Source organism: Enterobacter cloacae complex sp. FDA-CDC-AR_0132 (assembly GCF_003010695.1).
Classification (GTDB): domain Bacteria; phylum Pseudomonadota; class Gammaproteobacteria; order Enterobacterales; family Enterobacteriaceae; genus Enterobacter; species Enterobacter ludwigii.
This window is the reverse complement of sequence record NZ_CP027618.1, coordinates 3,987,658-4,007,140: the sequence shown is the minus strand read 5'-3', so window position 1 is coordinate 4,007,140 and position 19,483 is coordinate 3,987,658. Positions and strand designations below refer to the sequence as shown.

Below are 19,483 nucleotides of genomic sequence, written 5' to 3'. Positions count from 1 at the left end.
ATTGCCCGACTGAACGCCGGGCAGTGAAAAACTACTGATTAATATCAACCTGCCAGAACAAATGCTTGCCGAACGGATCGATTTCATAGCCCGTGACTTCCTTGCGCACCGGTTCAAAAATCGTCGAATGGGCAATCATTACTGCCGGTATCTGGTCATGCATCATCTGCTGGGCCTCTTTATACAGCGCCACGCGTTTATCATGATCGGTTATCGATTTCGCTTCAGCGATAATTTTATCAAATGGTTTGTAGCACCATTTGGCGGAATTAGATCCACCGTTAGCCGATGTACAGGTAAATAACGGACCAAAGAAGTTATCCGGGTCGCCGGTTGCGGTCGTCCAGCCCATCAGCGCGGCCTGGTGTTCACCGCCCTTCACCCGCTTAAGATACTCACCCCATTCATAGGTGACGATTTTTGTCTGGACGCCAACCTTCGCCCAGTCGGCCTGAATCATCTCCGCCATCCGTTTTGCGTTCGGATTGTAGGGGCGCTGAACCGGCATCGCCCATAAATCGATGCTGATGCCGTTTGCAAAACCAGCCTCCTTTAACAACGCTTTCGCTTTTTCCGGATCGTAGTCGTAATCCTTCAGTTCGCTGTCGGCGCTCCAGACGCCGGGTGGCAGTAGGTTTTTCGCCGCCGTGCCGGTGCCGTGGAATACCGCGTCAATAATGGCCGGCTTATTGATGGCCATTGCCAGCGCCTGGCGGACCTTCACGTTATCCAGCGGAGGTTTTTGCGTATTGAAGGCCAGAAAACCGGTATTCAGCCCGGCTTTACTCATCAGATTAATGTCTTTATTAGCCTTCATGCGCGGCAGGTCCGCCGGGTTTGGAAACGGCATCACCTGACATTCATTCTTCTCGATTTTGGCAAAACGCACCGAGGCATCGGGCGTGATGCTAAACACCAGTCGATCCAGCTTCGATTTGCCCTGCCAGTACTCCGGAAACGCAGTGAACAGGATGCGCGAATCTTTCTGGTACTGCGCCAGCTTAAACGGCCCGGTGCCAATCGGGTCCATATCCACCTTTTCCGGCGTGCCGGCTTTCAGCATCGCGTCGGCATACTCCGCCGACAGGATCGAGGCGAAATACCACGCCAGATCGGCGACAAACGGCGCTTCCGGATGGGCGAGCGTAAAGCGCACGGTGTGGTCATCAACTTTATCAATGGCAGTGATCAGGCTACCGAACTCAAGGCTCTCGAAGTTGGAATAGCTGCCGTTAGAGACGTTGTGATAGGGATGATTCACATCCTTCTGGCGCATAAACGAGAAAATCACGTCGTCGGCGTTAAAGTCGCGCGTCGGCCTGAACGATTTATTACTCTGGAATTTCACCCCTTTACGCAGATGGAAGGTATAAACCTTGCCATCATCGCTCACCTCCCAGCGTTCCGCGAGGCTCGGGACCAGTTCCGTTGTACCCGCCCTGAAATCGACCAGCCGGTTATAGACCGGCACGGCACTGGCATCCACGCTGGTTCCCGACGTGTATAACTGAGGATTAAAATTTTCCGGCGATCCTTCAGAGCAATACACCAGCGTTTTTGCCGCGACGGTGGAATTGACCGTGAGCGCAGCAAGTGCCAGCGTTAACATTGTGAGTTTGCTTTTCATCATTTATTCCTGTCTTTTTAATTCGACGGCTAATTAATTCTTTTGCCATTTCATAAATATCATTAAAGTGATGTAGCAAACACCTGAAAAATAAATACAGAAGGAATCACTATGGGCTCGGCACTCTCCAGACATTTAACGCACCGCTTCTTCCGCTATCTCGCCATCACCAGCCAGAGCGATCCCAGAGTGAACACCCTTCCCTCTACGCCGGGCCAGCACGACATGGCGCGTGAGCTAGCCCAGGAGCTGGCGCAGCTGGGTTTAGACGATATTGTGATTGATGAATACGCGACGGTTACTGCGGTTAAAAAAGGTAATGTAGCCGGGGCGCCACGCATCGGTTTTATTACCCATATTGATACCGTCGATGTCGGTTTATCACCGGATATTCATCCACAAATATTAAAATTTACGGGTGAAGACCTCTGTTTGAATAAAGAGAAATCAATCTGGTTACGCGTAAAAGAGCATCCGGAAATTCTGGCTTACCCGGGTGAAGAGATTATTTTCAGCGACGGGACCAGCGTATTAGGTGCAGATAATAAAGCCGCCGTCACCGTGGTCATGACGCTGCTGGAAAACCTGACGCCAGAACACCAGCATGGCGACATTGTGGTCGCGTTTGTGCCGGATGAGGAGATCGGCCTGTGTGGCGCGAAGGCGCTGGATCTAAACCGTTTTGACGTTGATTTTGCCTGGACCATCGACTGCTGTGAGCTGGGTGAGATTGTTTACGAGAACTTCAACGCCGCGGCGGCAGAAATTCGCTTTACCGGCGTAACGGCTCACCCCATGTCCGCCAAAGGCGTGCTGGTTAACCCACTGCTGATGGCGACAGACTTCATCAGCCATTTTGACCGCCAGCAAACCCCGGAATGCACCGAGGGGCGTGAAGGCTATATCTGGTTTAACGGCATTCAGGCGGGGCAAAACGAGGCCGTCTTAAAAGCGAATATCCGTGATTTCGATAAAGCACAGTTTGCCGCCCGCAAGCAGCAGATTGCCGATGTCGCGGCGTTGATTGCCGGGCAGCATCCTACGGCAAAGGTGGAGTATCGCATTGAAGATACCTACAGCAATATCAGCAATGCGATTGGTGAGGATCGTCGCGCTATCGACCTGATGTTTGAAGCCATGGAATCCCTTGGGATCACGCCCAAACCGACGCCAATGCGCGGCGGTACTGACGGCGCGGCGCTCTCGGCAAAAGGCCTGCTCACGCCAAACTTCTTCACCGGCGCGCATAACTTCCACTCGAAGTTTGAGTTTTTGCCGCTGTCGTCGTTCGAGGCCTCATACAACACGGCCCTGCAGCTCTGCCTGCTGGCCGCCCGTTAAGCGGGCTTGCGCGCCAGCAGCGTGGCAAAACGCAGTTTGATGCGGTTACCGTTCTCGTCGGTGCGGTGCAGTTCGCCCACCTCTTCGTTGTACTTGAGCAACGCCCAGCCCTCGTAGTAGTTGCTCAGTTCACCGCTTTTGAACGCAAACGGGAAGCCGACGGTGCACGGGTAATCCGCCGTGTCCATCGCGGCAACAATCAGGTTATAACCGCCGGGTCTGGTGCAGCGCTGCATATTGTCGATCAGGCCCGGAATGGTTTTCGCTTCCAGGAACATCAGCACCACGGTAGAGAGAATAAAATCGTATTCGCCCTCAAAGCTCAGGTTGTTCAGATCTTTGATTGCCGTCTGCAGGTTTACGATGCCTTCTTCCGCTTTGATACGCTCAATATTATCGATACTCAGGGGATTTTTATCCCACGCGGTCACGTCGTAACCGTTGGCTGCCAGATAGAGGCTGTTACGCCCGTTACCACAGCCCAGATCCAGCGTTTTACCCGGTTTCACAATGCCCGCGCTGTACAGCACTTCTGAGTGCGTACGGGTTAAGCCATATTTCTCTGTGAAGTAATTTTCATCAACAGCCATTATTTTTCCTCAGATTGCATAAGCAGCGCTTTATCAGTGCGCACCAGAAGTTTGCCCTGTATCAGCAAGATAAACGTTCGTACCAGCAGCATCCCGATGATGACATTGGTAAAGATAAACAGTGGGACGGCAATGGCGTGGAAAAAGCCCGACGGACTGCTCTGCCCAAGATGAAGCCCCGTGGTGGCCAGGGCCGACACGCCAAACGAGAAGCTCCAGAACGAGGCGTTAAACGGCTGGGACAAATACCATGGCATCAGCCGTAACATAAACAGCAGTTGCAACAGGCCGTAGCCGAACAGCATTTTGGCAAATGTATCCGCCTCACCGCCATTGACGCTAAACCAGGCGCTGCAGGCCACCAGCGCGGGGGCCAGCTGAATACCCAGCGAGGTTCGCAGCGCGGAAGGCAACTCCCCGGCGCTACGAAGTCGTTGCAAAATTACCGGCTCAAGGCTGAGCCAGGAAAAAACGCCCGCCCCGAGAAACACCAACCCGGCATCGTTAAACCCCAGCGCGCCGCACGCCATGGCGCTGATAAAGTTGTTTGCTACCGTGGGCAGATATAACCCCGGCGTGGTGGCCTCTTGCGGATGGTTACCGCGCCATAATCCGGCGCTTTGCCAGGCAGCATAGGCCAGCTGTATCACCACCCCGACGCCAAATAACACCAGTGACACCGGGCGCAGCCAGGGCACAAAACCGATGGCGACCAGCATCGTTGTGGCGGGAAAAAGGCTGACAAAACTGCTCATCACCGGGTGGCGCATCTCGGCCAGCACACTTCGCGGGAAACGGATCGCCCGGGCGATAAACGCCACCGTCAGCAAAAACCAAATCACAATCGCAAGGGCCACCAGGCTCTCACCCGGCCAGCGCGTCACGGGCCAGAGCGTGCTGGCGTATCGCCAGGCGAACCCCATCCCAATGATGCCAAGCACCATACCGAAGTAACCCGCGGGCAGGTTAAGCACTTGTTGAGCGTTGTTATTTTTATTCATTAATTTGAATTTTTAAAATGTATTTTAAATGCCATTTTAAGGGGTTTCCGCGACGGATGCCAGCACTACGAAACGCCGAAAGTTTGCTACGTTTAGTGGAGACGCTTACCCGAGACTCCATGATGAAAAAGTACAGGCTCAGCGAGGACACCCGCCTCTGGCAATGGAAAAACGGCGAGACAACGCACACGACGTCGTTACGACAGATTATTGCCACGGCGAATTTTAACGACATCGTGAGCGGCACGAAAGGCGGCTGGGTTGAAGATGAGAGCGCCCTCGCGCACGAAGGCGACTGCTGGATCTACGATGAAAACAGCGTCGTCTTTGCCGGTGCGACGGTGTCCGGCAACGCGCGCCTTACCCTGCCTTGCATCATCAGTCATGACGCGCAGATTGGCGACAACTGCTGGCTCGACGGCGCAGAGGTCAGTCACGGCGCACGCATAAGTGACAACGTCACGATACAGCAATCCTGCGTACGCGGCGAATGCCATATTTTCGGCGAGGCGCGGGTGCTTCATAACAGCGTGGTGATTGCTGCCAAAGGGCTTACGCCGGACCATGAGCAGATCCTGAAAATTTATGACAAGGCGACGGTGAGCCAGTCCCGCATTGTGCATCAGGCGCAAATTTACGGCGAGGCAATGGTTAATTATGCCTTCGTTGAACACCGGGCGGAAGTTTTCGACAGCGCCATCCTCGAAGGCAACGATCTCAATAACGTCTGGGTATGTGACTGCGCAAAAGTGTACGGTAACGCCCGCGTCATTGCCGGTTTTGACGACGATGCCATCCCTACCGTCCGTTACAGCTCTCAGGTGGCAGAGAACGCGGTGGTGGAAGGAAATTGTGTCATTAAACACCACGTCCTGATTGGCGGTCAGGCCTGGCTGCGCGGCGGCCCTATCCTGCTTGACGATAAGGTCGTGATCCAGGGACGGGCGCGTATCAGCGGGGATGTGCTTATTGAGCATCGGGTTGAAATCACCGACGATGCGGTGATTGAGGCTTTTGCCGGTGAGAACATCCACCTGCGCGGCGAAAAGGTGATTAACGGCGACCAGCGCATCACCCGTACGCCTCTGTTAGGGGCGTTATAGCGGGTAAATTTTGCCGTAGAGATTCACATCGTCAAAACGGCCATTCAGGAACTCTGCTTCCCGCAGGCACCCTTCCAGCGTAAAACCGTTGCGCAGGGCAACGTTGTTGCTGGGTTTATTCGCCACCCGACACTTAATGACAAAACGGCGGATCTCGCCTCGCTCGACGTAATAGCGCATAAATGCCTGCAGCGCCTGCGACAGAATGCCCTGTCCCTGATGCGCCTCATCCAGCCAGTAACCGATGTATCCGGCTTTGTTGGCGGGTTCAATCGCATTAAACGACAGCACGCCGACCAGGTCCTCATCCTTGAAAATCAGAAACATTTTGGCGTAGCCGCGCTGGTGCAGCATCTGATTACTCAGCACATTACGACGGGTGTCATCTTCGGTGCCCACATGCTGCGCCCAGTCAAAGGCGGTTTGCAGCCAGGCTTTGTTTCTGATGACCATGTTGTGCAAATCGGCGGTATAGCGCTCTTCGACGGCGCGAAGCTCGAGATGGTCAGTCACCTGGATTATTTCAGATTCAGTGGCGGTCATGGTCCCTTCCCGTCACCCTCTCCCCGCCGGGGAGAGGGAATAAATGGTCAACGCATGATGCGATCGTCAACGTAGTTACGTTTGTCCGGCGCAGGCGGGAAATACTGATACAGCCAGGTCTCACTGATCGCATCCCCCTGGCAGCGCAGGAACAGGCGCATGTCCACCGGTTCGGTCGAATCCGAGGTAGGATACCAGTCGAACAGAATGCGATAGCCGTCAAACGGCTCAACGTAGAGGATCTCAACCTGCTTCGCTTCACCGCTGGAGAGGGTAATGACCGGCTCAATGCCTTTTGGCGCGGCAGCCTTCAGATCGCCCCCGACGAAGTCGATAGCAAAGCGACGGGCCCACACTTTCGGGTAGTTTTCGCCCGGCGCCCAGCCTTCCGGGAACCCACCCATACCGGTGCGGGTCGCGAAGACATTCGCCAGCGGGGAACGGACCGGCGGCATGGCGCTCCAGTAAAGACGGTATTTAAAGTCCAGCTCATCGCCCGCTTTCATCGGTTTTTCTGGCTGCCAGAAGCAGACCACGTTATCCAGTGTTTCACCCGTTGTCGGGATCTCCATCAGGCCAACCGCACCTTTACCCCAGTCGTTACGCGGCTCTACCCAGAGGCCTGGGCGTTTGTTATACCAGCCCATGACGTCCTGATAATGCGAGAAATCGCGATCGAGCTGGAGCAAGCCGAATCCTTTCGGGTTTTTGTCCACAAACGCATTAAACTGCAGCTTCTGCGGGTTGTTCAGCGGACGGCAAATCCACTCCCCGTTACCGCGCCACATGGCGAGACGGTCGGAGTCATGAATTTGCGGGTGGATGGTATCGCACATGCGGCGTTCGTTTGTACCGCAGCTGAACATACTGGTCATCGGCGCAATGCCGAGCTGTTTAATGTCTTTACGCGCATAGAGATGGTTTTCCACCTCCATGATCACCTGGCTCTTCTCGCAGTGGATCACGAACTTATATGCACCGGTGATGCTTGGGCTGTCCAGCAGCGTATAGACGGTGAAGGTAGTGTCGCCCGGTTTGACGGTTTCGAACCAGAACGCGGTGAAGTCAGGGAACTCTTCCGGCGTGTCGGTAAAGGTATCCACCGCCAGACCCCGCGCGGAAAGACCATACTGATAGGTATCATCAACCGCACGGAAATAGCTCGCCCCCAGGAATGAGACGATATCGCGACGCGCCAGTTCCGGTGCCTTGAAGGCACGGAAACCGGCAAACCCAAGATCGCTTTGCCCTTCCAGCTGCTTCGTATCAACACCGGTTTCACCGTAGCTGAACAGCTCAGGACGGAAGTGGATTTCGCGCGCCTGTGACGTTGACTGATCCAGCGAGAACATGCGCACGCGGCGACGGAAACCCATGCCCATATGGAAGAACTGCACGTCCAGCTGACGGCCTTCAATGTTATTCCACAGTGACTGTTTTTCATCGTAACGGATGGCGTTATAGGCCTGCGGCGTCATGGTCGCCAGCGTGTCCGGTAACGGTCGCGGTGCTCCGCCCCATGGGGTTTTCGCCAGGTCATGGGCCATGGATTGCAGTACGGAGAAGTCAAAACGACGGCTCTGACCGTCAGCAATGTCAGAGTCAGCAGCGTAAGCCGCTTTGGAAAACAGGGAAGCAAGGCCAGTTGTGCCGCTCAGGGCTGCCATTGCCAGCGAGCCTTTTAGAAAACGTCTGCGATTCATGCCTGGAAAAACGTCCTTATGGTCGTGTGAATGTGTTTCGCACTCGGCGAAATGACGGCAAGAAAGAACGCACAGCCTAAACAAAAATGGTTAAGAATCCAATTGTTGGGCGGCGATTATCTGTACAAAGTGCGAAATATTTTCTGTCGACCAGAACGACCCGAAAAAGGTGTAAAGAAAGGTATAAAGACGTGTATAAAAATGCCCCGGCTGGACATCGTCAGTCGGGGCAAATGAGGCGGTTATTTTACGCTGACATCGATACCTGGGAAGTACTTATCAGCGAGTTTAGCGATCGTGCCATCGGCACGCACTTTATCAATTGCGGCATCAAGTTGCTTTTTGGTGGCCTCGTCCCCTTTACGCAACCCAAAGCCGATCCCACTGCCGAGGATAGTGTCGTCCGACACCGGTTTGCCGATAAAGCCAAACCCTTTCCCCTGCGGCTTGCTGAGGAAACCTGCCTGCCCGGCCGCGGACATAACCAGCGAGGCGTCGATACGGCCATTCAGCAGATCGCCCCAGGCCATATTCTGATCTTTATAAGACACCACGGTGACACCCTGCTTTTCCCAGTGCTCTTTCGCGTAGGTTTCCTGAATGGAGCCCTGCAGGACACCGATGGTTTTGCCCTTAAGCCCCGCGGGCGTTGCCTCTACCGCGGTACCGGCCTTGCCGACGAGCTGCGACGGGATGCGGTAAATCGGCTGGGTAAAATCAATACTTTTACGTCGCTGTTCGGTGATGTTCATCGCCGAGTTAATGGCATCAAATTTCTTCGCCACCAGGCCCGGTATTAACGCATCAAAAGAGGTTTCAACCCAGGTGCATTTCAGCGCTGCGGCTTTGCAGATGGCATTGCCCAGCTCAACGTCAAACCCTTCCAGTTCGCCAGCAGCATTTCGGCTTTCAAACGGCGGATATTCCGCCTCCAGCCCGTACCGCAGTTCGGTAGCCGCGAATGACGAAAACGTACACAGCAATCCCATGCCGACAACTAACGCGCGTAATTTCATCTCCAACTCCTTAGCGTGGTTTAACCCGACACAGGGCCTGGGCACCTGCCCGTAACGTCGCCTCATCTTTCGCAAAAGAGAGACGAATCAATTTATTATCCGTACCATCCGCATAAAACGCCGACAGCGGAATGGTGGCCACTCCATACTCAACGATCAGCCGTTTCACCAGTTCACTGTCGCGCTCATCGCTAAACTGGCTGTAGTCGGCCAGCAGGAAAAACGAACCGGCGCTCGGCAAGAGTCTGAACGGTGATGCTTCCAGCAAACTTTGCAGCAGATCGCGTTTGCGCTGATAAAACGCCGCCAGCGACAGCCAGGTTTGCGGGTCAATCATGTGCTCTGCAAACGCATGCTGCATTGGCGTATCGGCCGAAAACATCAGAAATTGATGGACTTTACAAATCTCATCCATCAGTACCGCCGGAGCAACACAGTAACCCACGCGCCAGCCGGTCACGTGATAGGTTTTTCCGAAGGAAGAGATAATGACGCTACGCTCCGCCAGCTGCGGATGTGTCGCCATACCGTGGTGCGGTTCACCATCAAAGACGACGTGTTCGTACACTTCGTCAGACAAAATAATGATATCTGTATTGCGGGTCACCGCCACCAGCTGCTGCAGGTCCTCTGCTGAGAAGACCTGCCCGCTCGGGTTGTGCGGGGTATTGATGATAATCATGCGCGTACGCGGGGTGATCGCCGCACGGACTTCATCCCAGTTGACGGCAAAATCCGGCACCGTCAGTTTAATGGCAACCGGCGTGGCCCCCTGCAGGCGAACAATCGGGGCGTAACTGTCAAACGACGGTTCAAAGTAGATCACTTCGTCGCCCGAGTGCACCAGCCCGCTGATCGCCGAATAGAGTCCTTCACTGGCACTGGCAGTGACCAGCACTTCGCTGGCCGGGTCATAGCGCGTGCCGTAGAGGGTGGCAATTTTATCCGCAATACGCTCTTTAAGCGGCTGCAGGCCGGTCATTGCCGCGTACTGGTTGTGCCCTGCCTCCATCGCCCGGGTCACCCCGGCGACCAGTTTGGGATCGCAGGAAAAATTGGGTGCACCCTGAGAAAGATTGATGGCGTTATGCCGGGCGGAGAGCTGGCCGATAACGGTAAAAATCGTGGTCCCCACATCGGGTAATTTGGAACGGGTGTGCACCGGAGTGTGTAACGTCATCCTCTTTCCTTTCTCATGATGAATGCATAACTATTCAAACAACAAGTCAGTTGTCGGGACAATCGAATTGTTGTCATAATAGCCATGAGAAAAACGCATACCTGAGGTGTTTAATGTCGCGCCGTTCGCTCCCGCTTAATGCCATCGATGCCTTTTTAGTCACCGCGCGTCATCTGAATCTGACCCATGCCGCAACAGAACTCTGTCTGACGCAGGGAGCCGTAAGTCGTAAAATCGCCACCCTTGAAGCGTGGTTCGGCTTTCCGCTGTTTGAGCGCCATGCGCGCGGACTGCGCCTCTCCCCACAGGGCAGCGCCCTGCTTCCGGAATTGCAATCCACTTTTGAAACGCTGCTGACCCTGGCCGATCGGGCCCGTACCCAGCAAACCGTGATCCGACTCAAAGCACCCACCTGCGCCATGCGCTGGCTGGTGCCTCGTCTGCTGGAGGTGGAGCGTGAGCAGCCGGATCTGCAGATCGCACTGACCACTACCACCGACCATAACGTCAATTTCAAAACGGAATCTTACGACGCGGCCATTGTATTTGGCACCCATATGAGCGCGGGCGATCTGCTGTTTAAAGAGGCGTTAACCCCGGTAATGAGCCCCCTGCGAGCAGGTTGCGAACTGGGTGCGTTAACCTTCCTTCACCCGACACGGGATAAGACAGACTGGTCATTGTGGCTGGCGAAGCAGGAAGGCCCGGGGGTTGTTATGCACAAAAATCAACACTTCGACACGATGGACCTTGCCATCACGGCCGCCATTCAGGGGCTGGGGGTGGCCATTGCTGACGAAACGCTGGTGGAAGAAGATGTCCGCGCCGGGAGGCTGGCGCGGCCTTTTGCGAGCAGCATTAAAACGGGTGCGAGCTACAGACTGGTTCTGCGCGAATCGCCTGGCCAGGAAAATGGGCTGGCGGCGTTTCGCGCCTGCCTGCTCAGTCGAGGCTCACATGGTGTTTCATAACGCGCTTAAAGAGGCTCATGCGCGCGCGCATAAAGCGGTTTTCAAGCCTGAAACCTGCATGTTTATTCACGCCGATACGTAGCAGCACGTCCCTTCCTTTTCGACAGGCCGGCCAGTGCGTCGGGCCAGGAAGACTTTCCCGGTGACCGGCGTCACGCGCAAAGCTCACCCAATAATCTGCAACCTGCGCTGCGAATTGCCGGTCTCGCGCATTAACGTAGTGGCAGGAAGGCTCAATCTCACCAAGGGTGTCAAACACGTACGGCACCTCATTACCGTGCCAGGCACCGTTGATATAGGTTGCGTGCTCTGCTTCCGCCACATAGTCGAACCAGTAACGCCAGCACAAGCCGCCCACGCGCTGCTGGGCCTGCATCACCACATATCCCATGGTGGTAAAAGCCATATCCCGGCACACCTGCCTGCCAAGCTCCACATCCCCTTTCACACCCGGATAGAGCAGTTTGATCAGCCCCAGTCCAAAGCGACGTTCACGGCGAAGCTTCTGGATCTGACCGGCGAGATCGATACCAAATACCGCCATCACGCTGGCTTCGTCACTGTTCGACCCAATCATTACCGGAACAGGATGCTGACGCGCGGCAAAGAACACATCGAGCATTGATTCCGGCAGAACACAGTCTCCGACGATGGGTGCCGGGGCGATGTTCAGCGGCGCGGCCAGCGGCCAGAACGCTTCGGGGGGAATGGCACGTAACTGTTCTGCTGACGCCTTCTCAAGGCCAAAATGCGCCGCCAGCGCTTCCCCTTTTTGCAAGGCCTGTTCCCGCGGCGTATCCGGCAGGGTGTATCCGCTTTGCACAATCGCCTTGTGGAAGAGTCCCTTCGCCAGCGGAGACGCCAGCAGCGACAGCACGCTGCGCGCGCCGGCGGATTCACCAAACAGGGTGACGTTGTCAGGATCGCCACCGAAAGCGGCAATATTCTCCCGAACCCATTCAAGGGCAGCGATCTGATCCAGCAGCGCAAAGTTATGCACCACCCGGTCTTCTTCTCCCTCCAGCGCGGGATGGGCAAAAAAGCCAAGGTGACCAAGACGGTAATTGATCGTCACAACCACCACGCCGCGCGTTGCCAGCGCCTTACCGTTATAGGGCGGCAGGCCACCCGCGCCAATGGTAAACCCCCCGCCGTGCAGCCAGACCATGACGGGAAGCGGCGCCGGCCGCTCGACGGGTGACCAGACGTTAAGATACAGACAATCTTCTGAGAACCGGCCGGGATCGCCACCGCCTAACGCCTGGCAATACTCACTGTTCTGCCAGCTTGAGGGCGAAAAAGCGGTGGCCAGACGCAGCCCCTCCCAGCGTTCAGGCGGCCGTGGCGAACGCCAGCGCCAGTTGCCAACGGGAGGTGCCGCATAGGGAATACCACACCAGAGATGTACGTTTTCATCCGTTAAACCAGACAGTGCGCCCTGGCGCGTTTCAATCACAGGGGCGGAGGGATTTTGCATAACAACCTTCTGTTTCCATCACACCCCAGAAGAGTAACGATTTCAGAGCAAACCGCAACGCTGTTTGCTACGGATTTCAGCCTCCTGATAGAGCATGAACTCATCGTACACCGGGCAACCCAGCGCCGCTTCGAACGCGTCGCGACTGGCGTTACCGTGGCTACGCGCCTGGGTTTCATTGCCCAGATTCGACTGGAAAATCCCTGCGGCACTGACCGGGAGGAAATCTTCATAGGTAATCGGCTGAGCGACAACCCACCCGCGCTCAATTAACGGCTGTGGATCGTCTCCCGGACGAAACGCATGTCGATGCGCTTCCCCGGATGGCGTCAGGCGATAGCGGAAATAGGCCAGCTCCTGACGGCGCATCAACAATTCACTGTCCGGGAAGGCGCTGAAGATCTCGCGCAAATGGAGCTGGTGCGTCATGTTATCTTTACCGGTACCGGCCTCTGCAAGCAGGCTGTCATAAAGCGCACGACCTTTTGGCGTCAGCGCCACGCCGCGCTGTTCAATTTCGCCAAAGCGCGCGGTATGCGTTCCTGTATGCTCCCCGGCAAACAGCACCGGCTCTTCCAGCGCTTTAAAGCTGGTCTGGCGCAGTAATACGGGAACCTCGCGGCGCGGTGGTCCTTCAATCAGAATTTTAGGTTCAATCCCGTACTTCGGCATCAGCTCCTGCACCCGGTCAATATCCAGCGTACGTGGCGTGAGGTGGTTGATATGGCACCCCGGGAAACAGACCACATCCGCAATCAGTCGGTGCTCGTTATGCAATGCCAGATAGGTCTCCTGGTCGACCGTCGCATGACGATGCCAGCGGAAGGTTTCTAACGCCTCTTGCACAAACGCCTGCGCCTGCGCATCCGTAAAGTGCCCTTCTGCCTCATGCAGCGCGATAAGCTCCAGACAACGCGGGGTAAAGATATTGCGGTGAGACAGGATCTCCGCGGCACGCTCACGCAAGACGACGTTGTCAATCAATTCGAGGCGCAGCAGCGAGGTAAAGATACGAAACGGATTTCGGCACAGCGCCGCATCATCGACCGGGCGGAACGCCGTGGAGTGGACGGGCACGCCCGCCTGAGAGAGGTCATAATAGCTGACCGGGTACATCCCCATAATGGCAAACATACGACGCAAGGTCGAAAGCTCTTGCGCGGTACCCACGCGGATCGCCCCGTGACGCTCCACATTCAGGCGCGCCAGTTCATCCGCGTTCGCCAGTTGTTCATGTAATAGTGGGTTATTTTCCAGAACCGCCAGGTTTACGTCCGCAACCAGGTCGAGCAAGGTGCCGTACTGCGGAACTTCCTGCTGGTACATCGCCGACATAGCCTGCGAAAAGTGTTCCCGAATATCATCAGCCGTGATGGTGTTCGCCATGATGTCATGCCTCCAGTGAATATTACCTGGAGTGTAGAGAAACCCGTTCCCTCTGGGGGGAAGAATTTCCGATTTGTGATCTTAAGACAGGAGTGGTTAAAGCGTGTGCTGGCCTGCCCTGACACCCATATGACCTGGCAGATTCACCTTCTCTAAATGTAGATTCACCTTCTCTAAATAAAGCGTTTTCTGATCAAACTGTATTATTAATAACCTCATCGCTTAACCATTAAGAGGTAATAAATAGCATTATCTTAAGAGGTAATATCTCATTAAAAACAAATATTAGTGGCATATATCTTATTTCGTTAACGCAACAAGCGGATTTTCAATATTTCTCCTTAAGATTAGTCTGTAATTTTTAGACTGCCGCACGCGCTTCAGGCATAAACAATGCAAGAAAAACAGTTATCCCCTGCGGCTCGCGGATTAACTCTATGAAGACAGGCAGTTAACCGCAAGCCATCAAGGATATATTCATATTAACCGAAGCGTTAACCATCAGAAATATCTCAGCAACGAAGCGATGGTTTACAAAACATATTTGACGAATATGAAACACCGACTAAAGTTATTATTCGAACGACGAGTGATACGGAATATTTTCGTATCTTAACTGACATAACCAATATATGAGGTTTAATATGGCAGAGCATCGTGGTGGTTCCGGTAATTTCGCACAAGACCGTGAAAAAGCATCAGAAGCTGGACGTAAAGGTGGCCAGCACAGCGGCGGTAATTTTAAAAACGATCCGCAACGCGCATCTGAAGCAGGTAAGAAAGGAGGAGAAAACAGCCACGGTGGTGGCCGTAAAAACTCCTGATCTGATGTAAATCTCTTTTATTTAAAACAGAGAGCATGCTGCGGGCCTCCAGGCTCGCAGTACCCCTTCTTTATTTTACCGGAGCGTAATGATGAATATGAAAAGTGTCGAAGATGTGTTTATTCACCTCCTGTCCGATACCTACAGCGCTGAGAAGCAGCTGACCCGCGCGCTCGGCAAACTGGCTCGTGCTGCCTCCAGTGAAAAACTGAGCGCAGCGTTTAGTGCACACCTTGAAGAGACGCAGGGACAGATTGAGCGTATCGACCAGATTATCGAGCAAGAATCTGGCCTTAAGCTCAAGCGTATGAAGTGCGTAGCAATGGAAGGCCTGATTGAAGAGGCCAATGAGGTCATCGAGAGCACCGAGAAAAATGAGGTGCGTGACGCCGCATTAATTGCCGCAGCACAAAAAGTGGAGCATTACGAAATTGCCAGTTACGGCACCCTCGCCACATTGGCAGAACAACTGGGCTATAAAAAAGCCGTTAAACTTCTAGCCGAAACGCTGGAAGAAGAGAAAGAAACCGATCTTAAACTTACCGACCTGGCCGTAGGCAATATTAACCAAAAAGCGCAAAAATGACGCTATAGCAAAGGTTAAATAAAATGAGCATCAGTCCCAGGACTATTAAACGGTGCCATTTAACGGCAGCAATAATATGGTTCATACTCGCTATACCTTCCGTTTTATGGTGGAAGAGCAGCGTGCTATGGGTCATTATCATCAGTATCTACGCCAATATTGTCGGCCATTTATCTGGTTACAGTGCTGCGCGTGCCGATCAGGCTGCTGAGAGTGAGACCAAATAAGCGACACCATAATGAGGACATTATAATGAATCACGTAGAACACTACCATGACTGGCTACGCGATGCCCATGCGATGGAAAAGCAAGCCGAATCTATGCTGGAATCCATGGCCAGCCGTATCGATAATTATCCCGATGTTCGCGCCAGAATTGAGCAGCATATTAGTGAAACAAAGCGACAAATTACCTTACTGGAAGAGATCCTCGACCGTAATGATATTTCTCGTTCGGTTTTAAAAGATTCAATGAGTAAAATGGCGGCGCTCGGACAATCCATTGGCGGGATGTTCCCCTCTGATGAGATCGTCAAAGGGTCTATCAGCGGCTATGTTTTCGAACAGTTTGAAATAGCCTGCTACACCTCCCTGCTGGCCGCGGCCAAAAAAGCGGGCGACATGGCTTCCGTGCCCGCCATTGAGAGTATCCTGGCGGAAGAGCGCGAGATGGCCGACTGGCTGATTCGCCACATTCCACAGACCACCGAACAGTTCCTGCTGCGTTCAGACGCATCCGGTGTCGAAGCAAAAAAATAACCTCAGGAGAGAAGACATGTTTCGACACGTCAAACAATTACAATATACGGTTCGGGTTGCCGAACCGAATCCCGGCCTTGCCAATTTATTACTGGAACAATTCGGCGGCCCTCAGGGCGAGTTGGCCGCCGCCTGCCGTTACTTTACTCAGGGGCTGAGTGATGACGACCCGGGTCGTAAAGATATGCTAATGGATATCGCGACCGAAGAGTTAAGCCACCTTGAAATTATCGGTACCCTGGTGGGTATGCTTAATAAAGGGGCTAAAGGCGCACTGGCGGAGGGCGTGGAAAATGAAGCCGAGCTGTATCGGTCCATGACCGAAAACGGTAACGACAGCCATATCACCTCCCTGCTTTACGGTGGCGGTACTCCGTTGACCAACTCCGCCGGGGTGCCGTGGACGGCGGCTTATGTCGACACCATTGGCGAGCCGACCGCCGATCTGCGCTCAAATGTGGCTGCCGAGGCCCGAGCGAAGATCATCTATGAACGGCTGATTAACGTCACGGACGATCCGGGTGTGAAGGATGCGCTGGCGTTTCTGATGACGCGTGAGGCGGCGCATCAGCTCTCCTTTGAGAAGGCGCTTCAGTCCATTCGTAATAATTTCCCTCCGGGAAAACTGCCGCCAATCGAGGAATACACCAACAAGTACTACAATATGTCTGAAGGTGGAGAGGTTCGCGGAAGCTGGAACAGCGATAAACATTTCGACTACGTTGAATCCCCCCAACCTGCCGTTGACGGCGGAGACGGGAGTGCAAGCGTGACGCTGACGACCGAACAGGCCACGCTGGTCAAAGCGATGTCGGCCCGCACGAAGTCCGATCCACATTCCGACCCGCTGACCGGCGCCGAACTGGGTGCCGGGAAGAAAAAACCGTAACCGATTTTGCCAGGCAGCCCCGGACTGCCTGGCAATCCTCGTGCGCAACAGTTCCAGAGGTACGGACCATGTTCGAACTCGACGCATTTCATCTCGCCAGAATCCAGTTCGCTTTTACCGTCTCGTTTCATATTCTTTTCCCGGCGATCACCATCGGTCTTGCCAGCTATCTGGTGGTGCTCGAAGGGATGTGGCTTCGCACCAAAAATGAGGTGTGGCGCTCGCTGTACCATTTCTGGCTAAAGATATTTGCCGTTAACTTCGGTATGGGGGTCGTTTCCGGTCTGGTCATGGCCTATCAGTTCGGCACTAACTGGAGCGGATTCTCACAGTTTGCCGGCAGTATCACCGGTCCCCTCCTGACCTATGAAGTCTTAACCGCCTTCTTCCTCGAAGCCGGTTTTCTTGGCGTGATGCTGTTCGGCTGGAACAAGGTCGGCCCGGGCCTGCACTTCTTCTCGACCTGCATGGTCGCGCTGGGTACGCTGATGTCCACCTTCTGGATCCTCGCCTCCAACAGCTGGATGCACACGCCCCAGGGGTTCAGTATTCAGAATGGTCAGGTCATTCCGGAGGACTGGCTGGCCATCATTTTTAACCCCTCCTTCCCTTACCGTCTCATTCACATGGCTATCGCCGCGTTCCTGAGCAGCGCGCTGTTTGTGGGGGCGTCGGGCGCATGGCATCTGCTGCGCGGCAACGACACGCCCGCGATACGCACCATGTTTTCCATGGCGATGTGGATGGCCCTGCTGGTCGCGCCCATTCAGGCCGTCGTCGGTGATATGCATGGCCTGAATACCCTCGAACACCAGCCGGCCAAAATTGCCGCCATCGAAGGTCACTGGGAGAACCCGCCAGGCGAAGCGACACCGCTGCTGCTGTTTGGCCTGCCGGATATGGAGCAGGAGCGCACCCGCTACGCGCTGGAAATTCCTGCCCTTGGCAGTCTGATTCTGACCCACAGCCTGGATAAACAGGTCCCGGCACTGAAAGACTTCCCGAAAGAAGATCGCCCGAACTCACCGATTGTTTTCTGGTCATTCCGCATTATGGTCGGCATGGGTCTGCTGATGATCACGCTGGGTCTGGTCAGCGTCTGGCTACGCTATCGCCATCGACTCTACCAGTCGCGGCCCTTCCACTGGTTCGCGCTGTGCATGGGACCGGCGGGCCTACTGGCGCTGCTGGCTGGCTGGGTCACCACCGAAGTGGGTCGTCAGCCGTGGGTGGTGTATGGCTATCTGCGCACAATCGACGCGGTCTCGCTGCACAGCACGCTGCAGATGAGCATCAGCCTGCTGTCCTTCTTTGTGGTCTATTCGTCGGTGTTTGGCGTGGGCTACGTCTACCTGATTCGGCTTATCAAGAAAGGTCCGCAGCCCGTTGATACCTTGACGTCAAATACCTCGGGCACCCCTGCCCGTCCGCTGTCTGCCGCTGAGTCTGTTCCGGAACAGGAGAGAAACTGATGGGCGTCGATATCTCAGTTATCTGGTTTGCCATCATCGTATTCGCCACGCTGATGTATATCATCATGGATGGCTTTGATTTGGGCATCGGGCTGCTTTTTAACTTCGTGGGCGATGCCAGAGAGCGTGACGTAATGGTCAACAGCGTAGCGCCGGTGTGGGACGGCAACGAGACCTGGCTGGTGCTCGGCGGTGCGGGGTTATTCGGCGCGTTTCCGCTGGCCTATGCGGTGATTATCGATGCGCTGACCATCCCTCTTACCGCCATGTTAATTGGCCTTATCTTTCGCGGCGTGGCCTTTGAGTTCCGCTTTAAGGCAACGCCTTCGCACCGCAAATTCTGGGACTACGCCTTCGCCGGCGGCTCTTTGCTTGCCACCTTCAGCCAGGGGGTGGTGGTGGGAGCAGTGATTAACGGCTTTGACGTTGAGGGCCGGCGCTTTGTCGGCTCCGCCCTTGACTGGCTAACGCCCTTCAATCTTTTCTGCGGCATCGGGCTGGTAGTGGCCTACACCCTGCTCGGTACCACGTGGCTTATCATGAAAAGTGAAGGCGCGTTGCAAAACCGCATGCGTGAACTGACCCGGCACGTGCTGCTGGCGCTGGTGGTGGTGATCGCGGTGGTGAGTATCTGGACGCCGCTCGGCTGGCAGTACGTTGCCGACCGCTGGTTTACCTTCCCCAACTTCATCTGGTTCCTGCCGGTTCCCCTGCTGGTAGGCGTGTTTAGCCTGTGGATCTGGCGACTGACGCGCAACCCGGCCAGCCACTCGCGTCCCTTCCTGCTGACCCTTGGGCTGATCTTCCTCGGATTTAGCGGTCTGGGAATTAGCCTGTGGCCTAACATTATTCCGCCGCACATTACCCTGTGGGAGGCTGCGGCACCACCGGCCAGCCAGCTGTTTATGCTGGTCGGAACGTTACTGATTATTCCGGTGATTCTGGTGTACACCGCCTGGAGCTACTACGTTTTCCGGGGCAAAGTTTCCGACACGGAAGGTTATCACTGAGGTGA

At 54.8% G+C, this 19,483-nt stretch carries 19 protein-coding genes; 10 read left to right on the top strand and 9 right to left on the bottom strand.

What is annotated here, in order from left to right; all coding sequences use genetic code 11:
- Nucleotides 1-31: 31 nt before the first annotated feature.
- Complete coding sequence (locus AM379_RS19395) at nt 32-1,627, bottom strand: ABC transporter substrate-binding protein (protein ID WP_063156395.1); 1,596 nt, start codon at nt 1,625-1,627, stop codon at nt 32-34.
- A gap of 111 nt (nt 1,628-1,738) precedes the next feature.
- Here AM379_RS19395 and pepT point away from each other — a divergent pair, with 111 nt between their 5' ends.
- Nucleotides 1,739-2,968, top strand: a complete 1,230-nt coding sequence (gene pepT, locus AM379_RS19390) for a peptidase T (protein WP_106504100.1) — start codon at nt 1,739-1,741, stop codon at nt 2,966-2,968.
- On the opposite strand, the gene tehB is transcribed toward pepT, so the two are convergent.
- Together tehB and tehA are read right to left on the bottom strand one after the other, a co-directional pair.
- The gene (gene tehB, locus AM379_RS19385) at nt 2,965-3,558 is read right to left on the bottom strand and encodes a tellurite resistance methyltransferase TehB (protein ID WP_020884178.1); all 594 of its coding nucleotides are present in this window, start codon (nt 3,556-3,558) and stop codon (nt 2,965-2,967) included. The two genes, pepT and tehB, sit on opposite strands and share 4 nt — an antisense overlap.
- Entirely contained in the window at nt 3,558-4,559 is a 1,002-nt protein-coding gene (tehA, locus tag AM379_RS19380) for a dicarboxylate transporter/tellurite-resistance protein TehA (RefSeq protein WP_047744633.1), read from the bottom strand. The genes tehB and tehA overlap by 1 nt, the downstream gene beginning before the upstream one ends.
- Before the next feature lie 122 nt (nt 4,560-4,681).
- Here tehA and ydcK point away from each other — a divergent pair, with 122 nt between their 5' ends.
- The gene (ydcK, locus tag AM379_RS19375) at nt 4,682-5,662 is read left to right on the top strand and encodes a YdcK family protein (protein ID WP_106504369.1); all 981 of its coding nucleotides are present in this window, start codon (nt 4,682-4,684) and stop codon (nt 5,660-5,662) included.
- On the opposite strand, the gene rimL is transcribed toward ydcK, so the two are convergent.
- From rimL to AM379_RS19350, 4 genes are all read right to left on the bottom strand, one after another.
- Nucleotides 5,657-6,205, bottom strand: a complete 549-nt coding sequence (gene rimL / locus AM379_RS19370; protein WP_044867110.1) for a 50S ribosomal protein L7/L12-serine acetyltransferase — start codon at nt 6,203-6,205, stop codon at nt 5,657-5,659. The genes ydcK and rimL overlap by 6 nt on opposite strands.
- A 47-nt stretch (nt 6,206-6,252) precedes the next feature.
- Nucleotides 6,253-7,908 carry a glucan biosynthesis protein D gene (locus AM379_RS19365; RefSeq protein ID WP_106504099.1) on the bottom strand — a complete coding sequence of 552 codons (1,656 nt, stop codon included), beginning with the start codon at nt 7,906-7,908 and terminating at the stop codon, nt 6,253-6,255.
- A gap of 242 nt (nt 7,909-8,150) precedes the next feature.
- Nucleotides 8,151-8,924 carry a transporter substrate-binding domain-containing protein gene (locus tag AM379_RS19355; protein WP_025204230.1) on the bottom strand — a complete coding sequence of 258 codons (774 nt, stop codon included), beginning with the start codon at nt 8,922-8,924 and terminating at the stop codon, nt 8,151-8,153.
- A 10-nt stretch (nt 8,925-8,934) separates the two neighbouring features.
- Nucleotides 8,935-10,104 (bottom strand): pyridoxal phosphate-dependent aminotransferase, encoded by a 1,170-nt coding sequence (locus AM379_RS19350; protein WP_106504098.1) that lies wholly within the window; start codon nt 10,102-10,104, stop codon nt 8,935-8,937.
- A gap of 113 nt (nt 10,105-10,217) precedes the next feature.
- On the opposite strand from AM379_RS19350, the gene AM379_RS19345 reads away from it, so the two are divergent.
- The gene (locus tag AM379_RS19345) at nt 10,218-11,075 is read left to right on the top strand and encodes a LysR family transcriptional regulator (protein WP_106504097.1); all 858 of its coding nucleotides are present in this window, start codon (nt 10,218-10,220) and stop codon (nt 11,073-11,075) included.
- Here the strand turns inward: AM379_RS19345 and AM379_RS19340 are convergent.
- Entirely contained in the window at nt 11,047-12,552 is a 1,506-nt protein-coding gene (locus tag AM379_RS19340) for a carboxylesterase/lipase family protein (protein ID WP_025204232.1), read from the bottom strand. The genes AM379_RS19345 and AM379_RS19340 overlap by 29 nt on opposite strands.
- 42 nt (nt 12,553-12,594) lie before the next feature.
- Complete coding sequence (gene hglS, locus AM379_RS19335; RefSeq protein WP_014170009.1) at nt 12,595-13,938, bottom strand: 2-oxoadipate dioxygenase/decarboxylase HglS; 1,344 nt, start codon at nt 13,936-13,938, stop codon at nt 12,595-12,597.
- 644 nt (nt 13,939-14,582) lie between these two features.
- Here hglS and AM379_RS19330 point away from each other — a divergent pair.
- The 7 genes from AM379_RS19330 to cydB all read left to right on the top strand — a co-directional run bounded on the left by AM379_RS19330 (nt 14,583) and on the right by cydB (nt 19,478).
- On the top strand, nt 14,583-14,762 hold the full coding sequence (locus AM379_RS19330) for a general stress protein (protein WP_020884187.1): 180 nt from the start codon (nt 14,583-14,585) through the stop codon (nt 14,760-14,762).
- A 91-nt stretch (nt 14,763-14,853) separates the two neighbouring features.
- On the top strand, nt 14,854-15,348 hold the full coding sequence (locus AM379_RS19325) for a YciE/YciF ferroxidase family protein (RefSeq protein ID WP_020884188.1): 495 nt from the start codon (nt 14,854-14,856) through the stop codon (nt 15,346-15,348).
- A gap of 23 nt (nt 15,349-15,371) precedes the next feature.
- The gene (locus AM379_RS19320) at nt 15,372-15,575 is read left to right on the top strand and encodes a hypothetical protein (protein WP_020884189.1); all 204 of its coding nucleotides are present in this window, start codon (nt 15,372-15,374) and stop codon (nt 15,573-15,575) included.
- Nucleotides 15,576-15,600: 25 nt separating this feature from the next.
- The gene (locus tag AM379_RS19315) at nt 15,601-16,107 is read left to right on the top strand and encodes a ferritin-like domain-containing protein (RefSeq protein WP_014170004.1); all 507 of its coding nucleotides are present in this window, start codon (nt 15,601-15,603) and stop codon (nt 16,105-16,107) included.
- A 16-nt stretch (nt 16,108-16,123) separates the two neighbouring features.
- A complete protein-coding gene (locus AM379_RS19310; RefSeq protein ID WP_020884190.1) occupies nt 16,124-16,996 on the top strand; it encodes a manganese catalase family protein in 873 nt (290 codons plus the stop codon).
- A 68-nt stretch (nt 16,997-17,064) separates the two neighbouring features.
- Complete coding sequence (locus AM379_RS19305; protein ID WP_106504096.1) at nt 17,065-18,468, top strand: cytochrome ubiquinol oxidase subunit I; 1,404 nt, start codon at nt 17,065-17,067, stop codon at nt 18,466-18,468.
- Nucleotides 18,468-19,478 carry a cytochrome d ubiquinol oxidase subunit II gene (cydB, locus tag AM379_RS19300; RefSeq protein WP_014170001.1) on the top strand — a complete coding sequence of 337 codons (1,011 nt, stop codon included), beginning with the start codon at nt 18,468-18,470 and terminating at the stop codon, nt 19,476-19,478. The genes AM379_RS19305 and cydB overlap by 1 nt, the downstream gene beginning before the upstream one ends.
- The last annotated feature ends 5 nt before the right edge of the window (nt 19,479-19,483 follow it).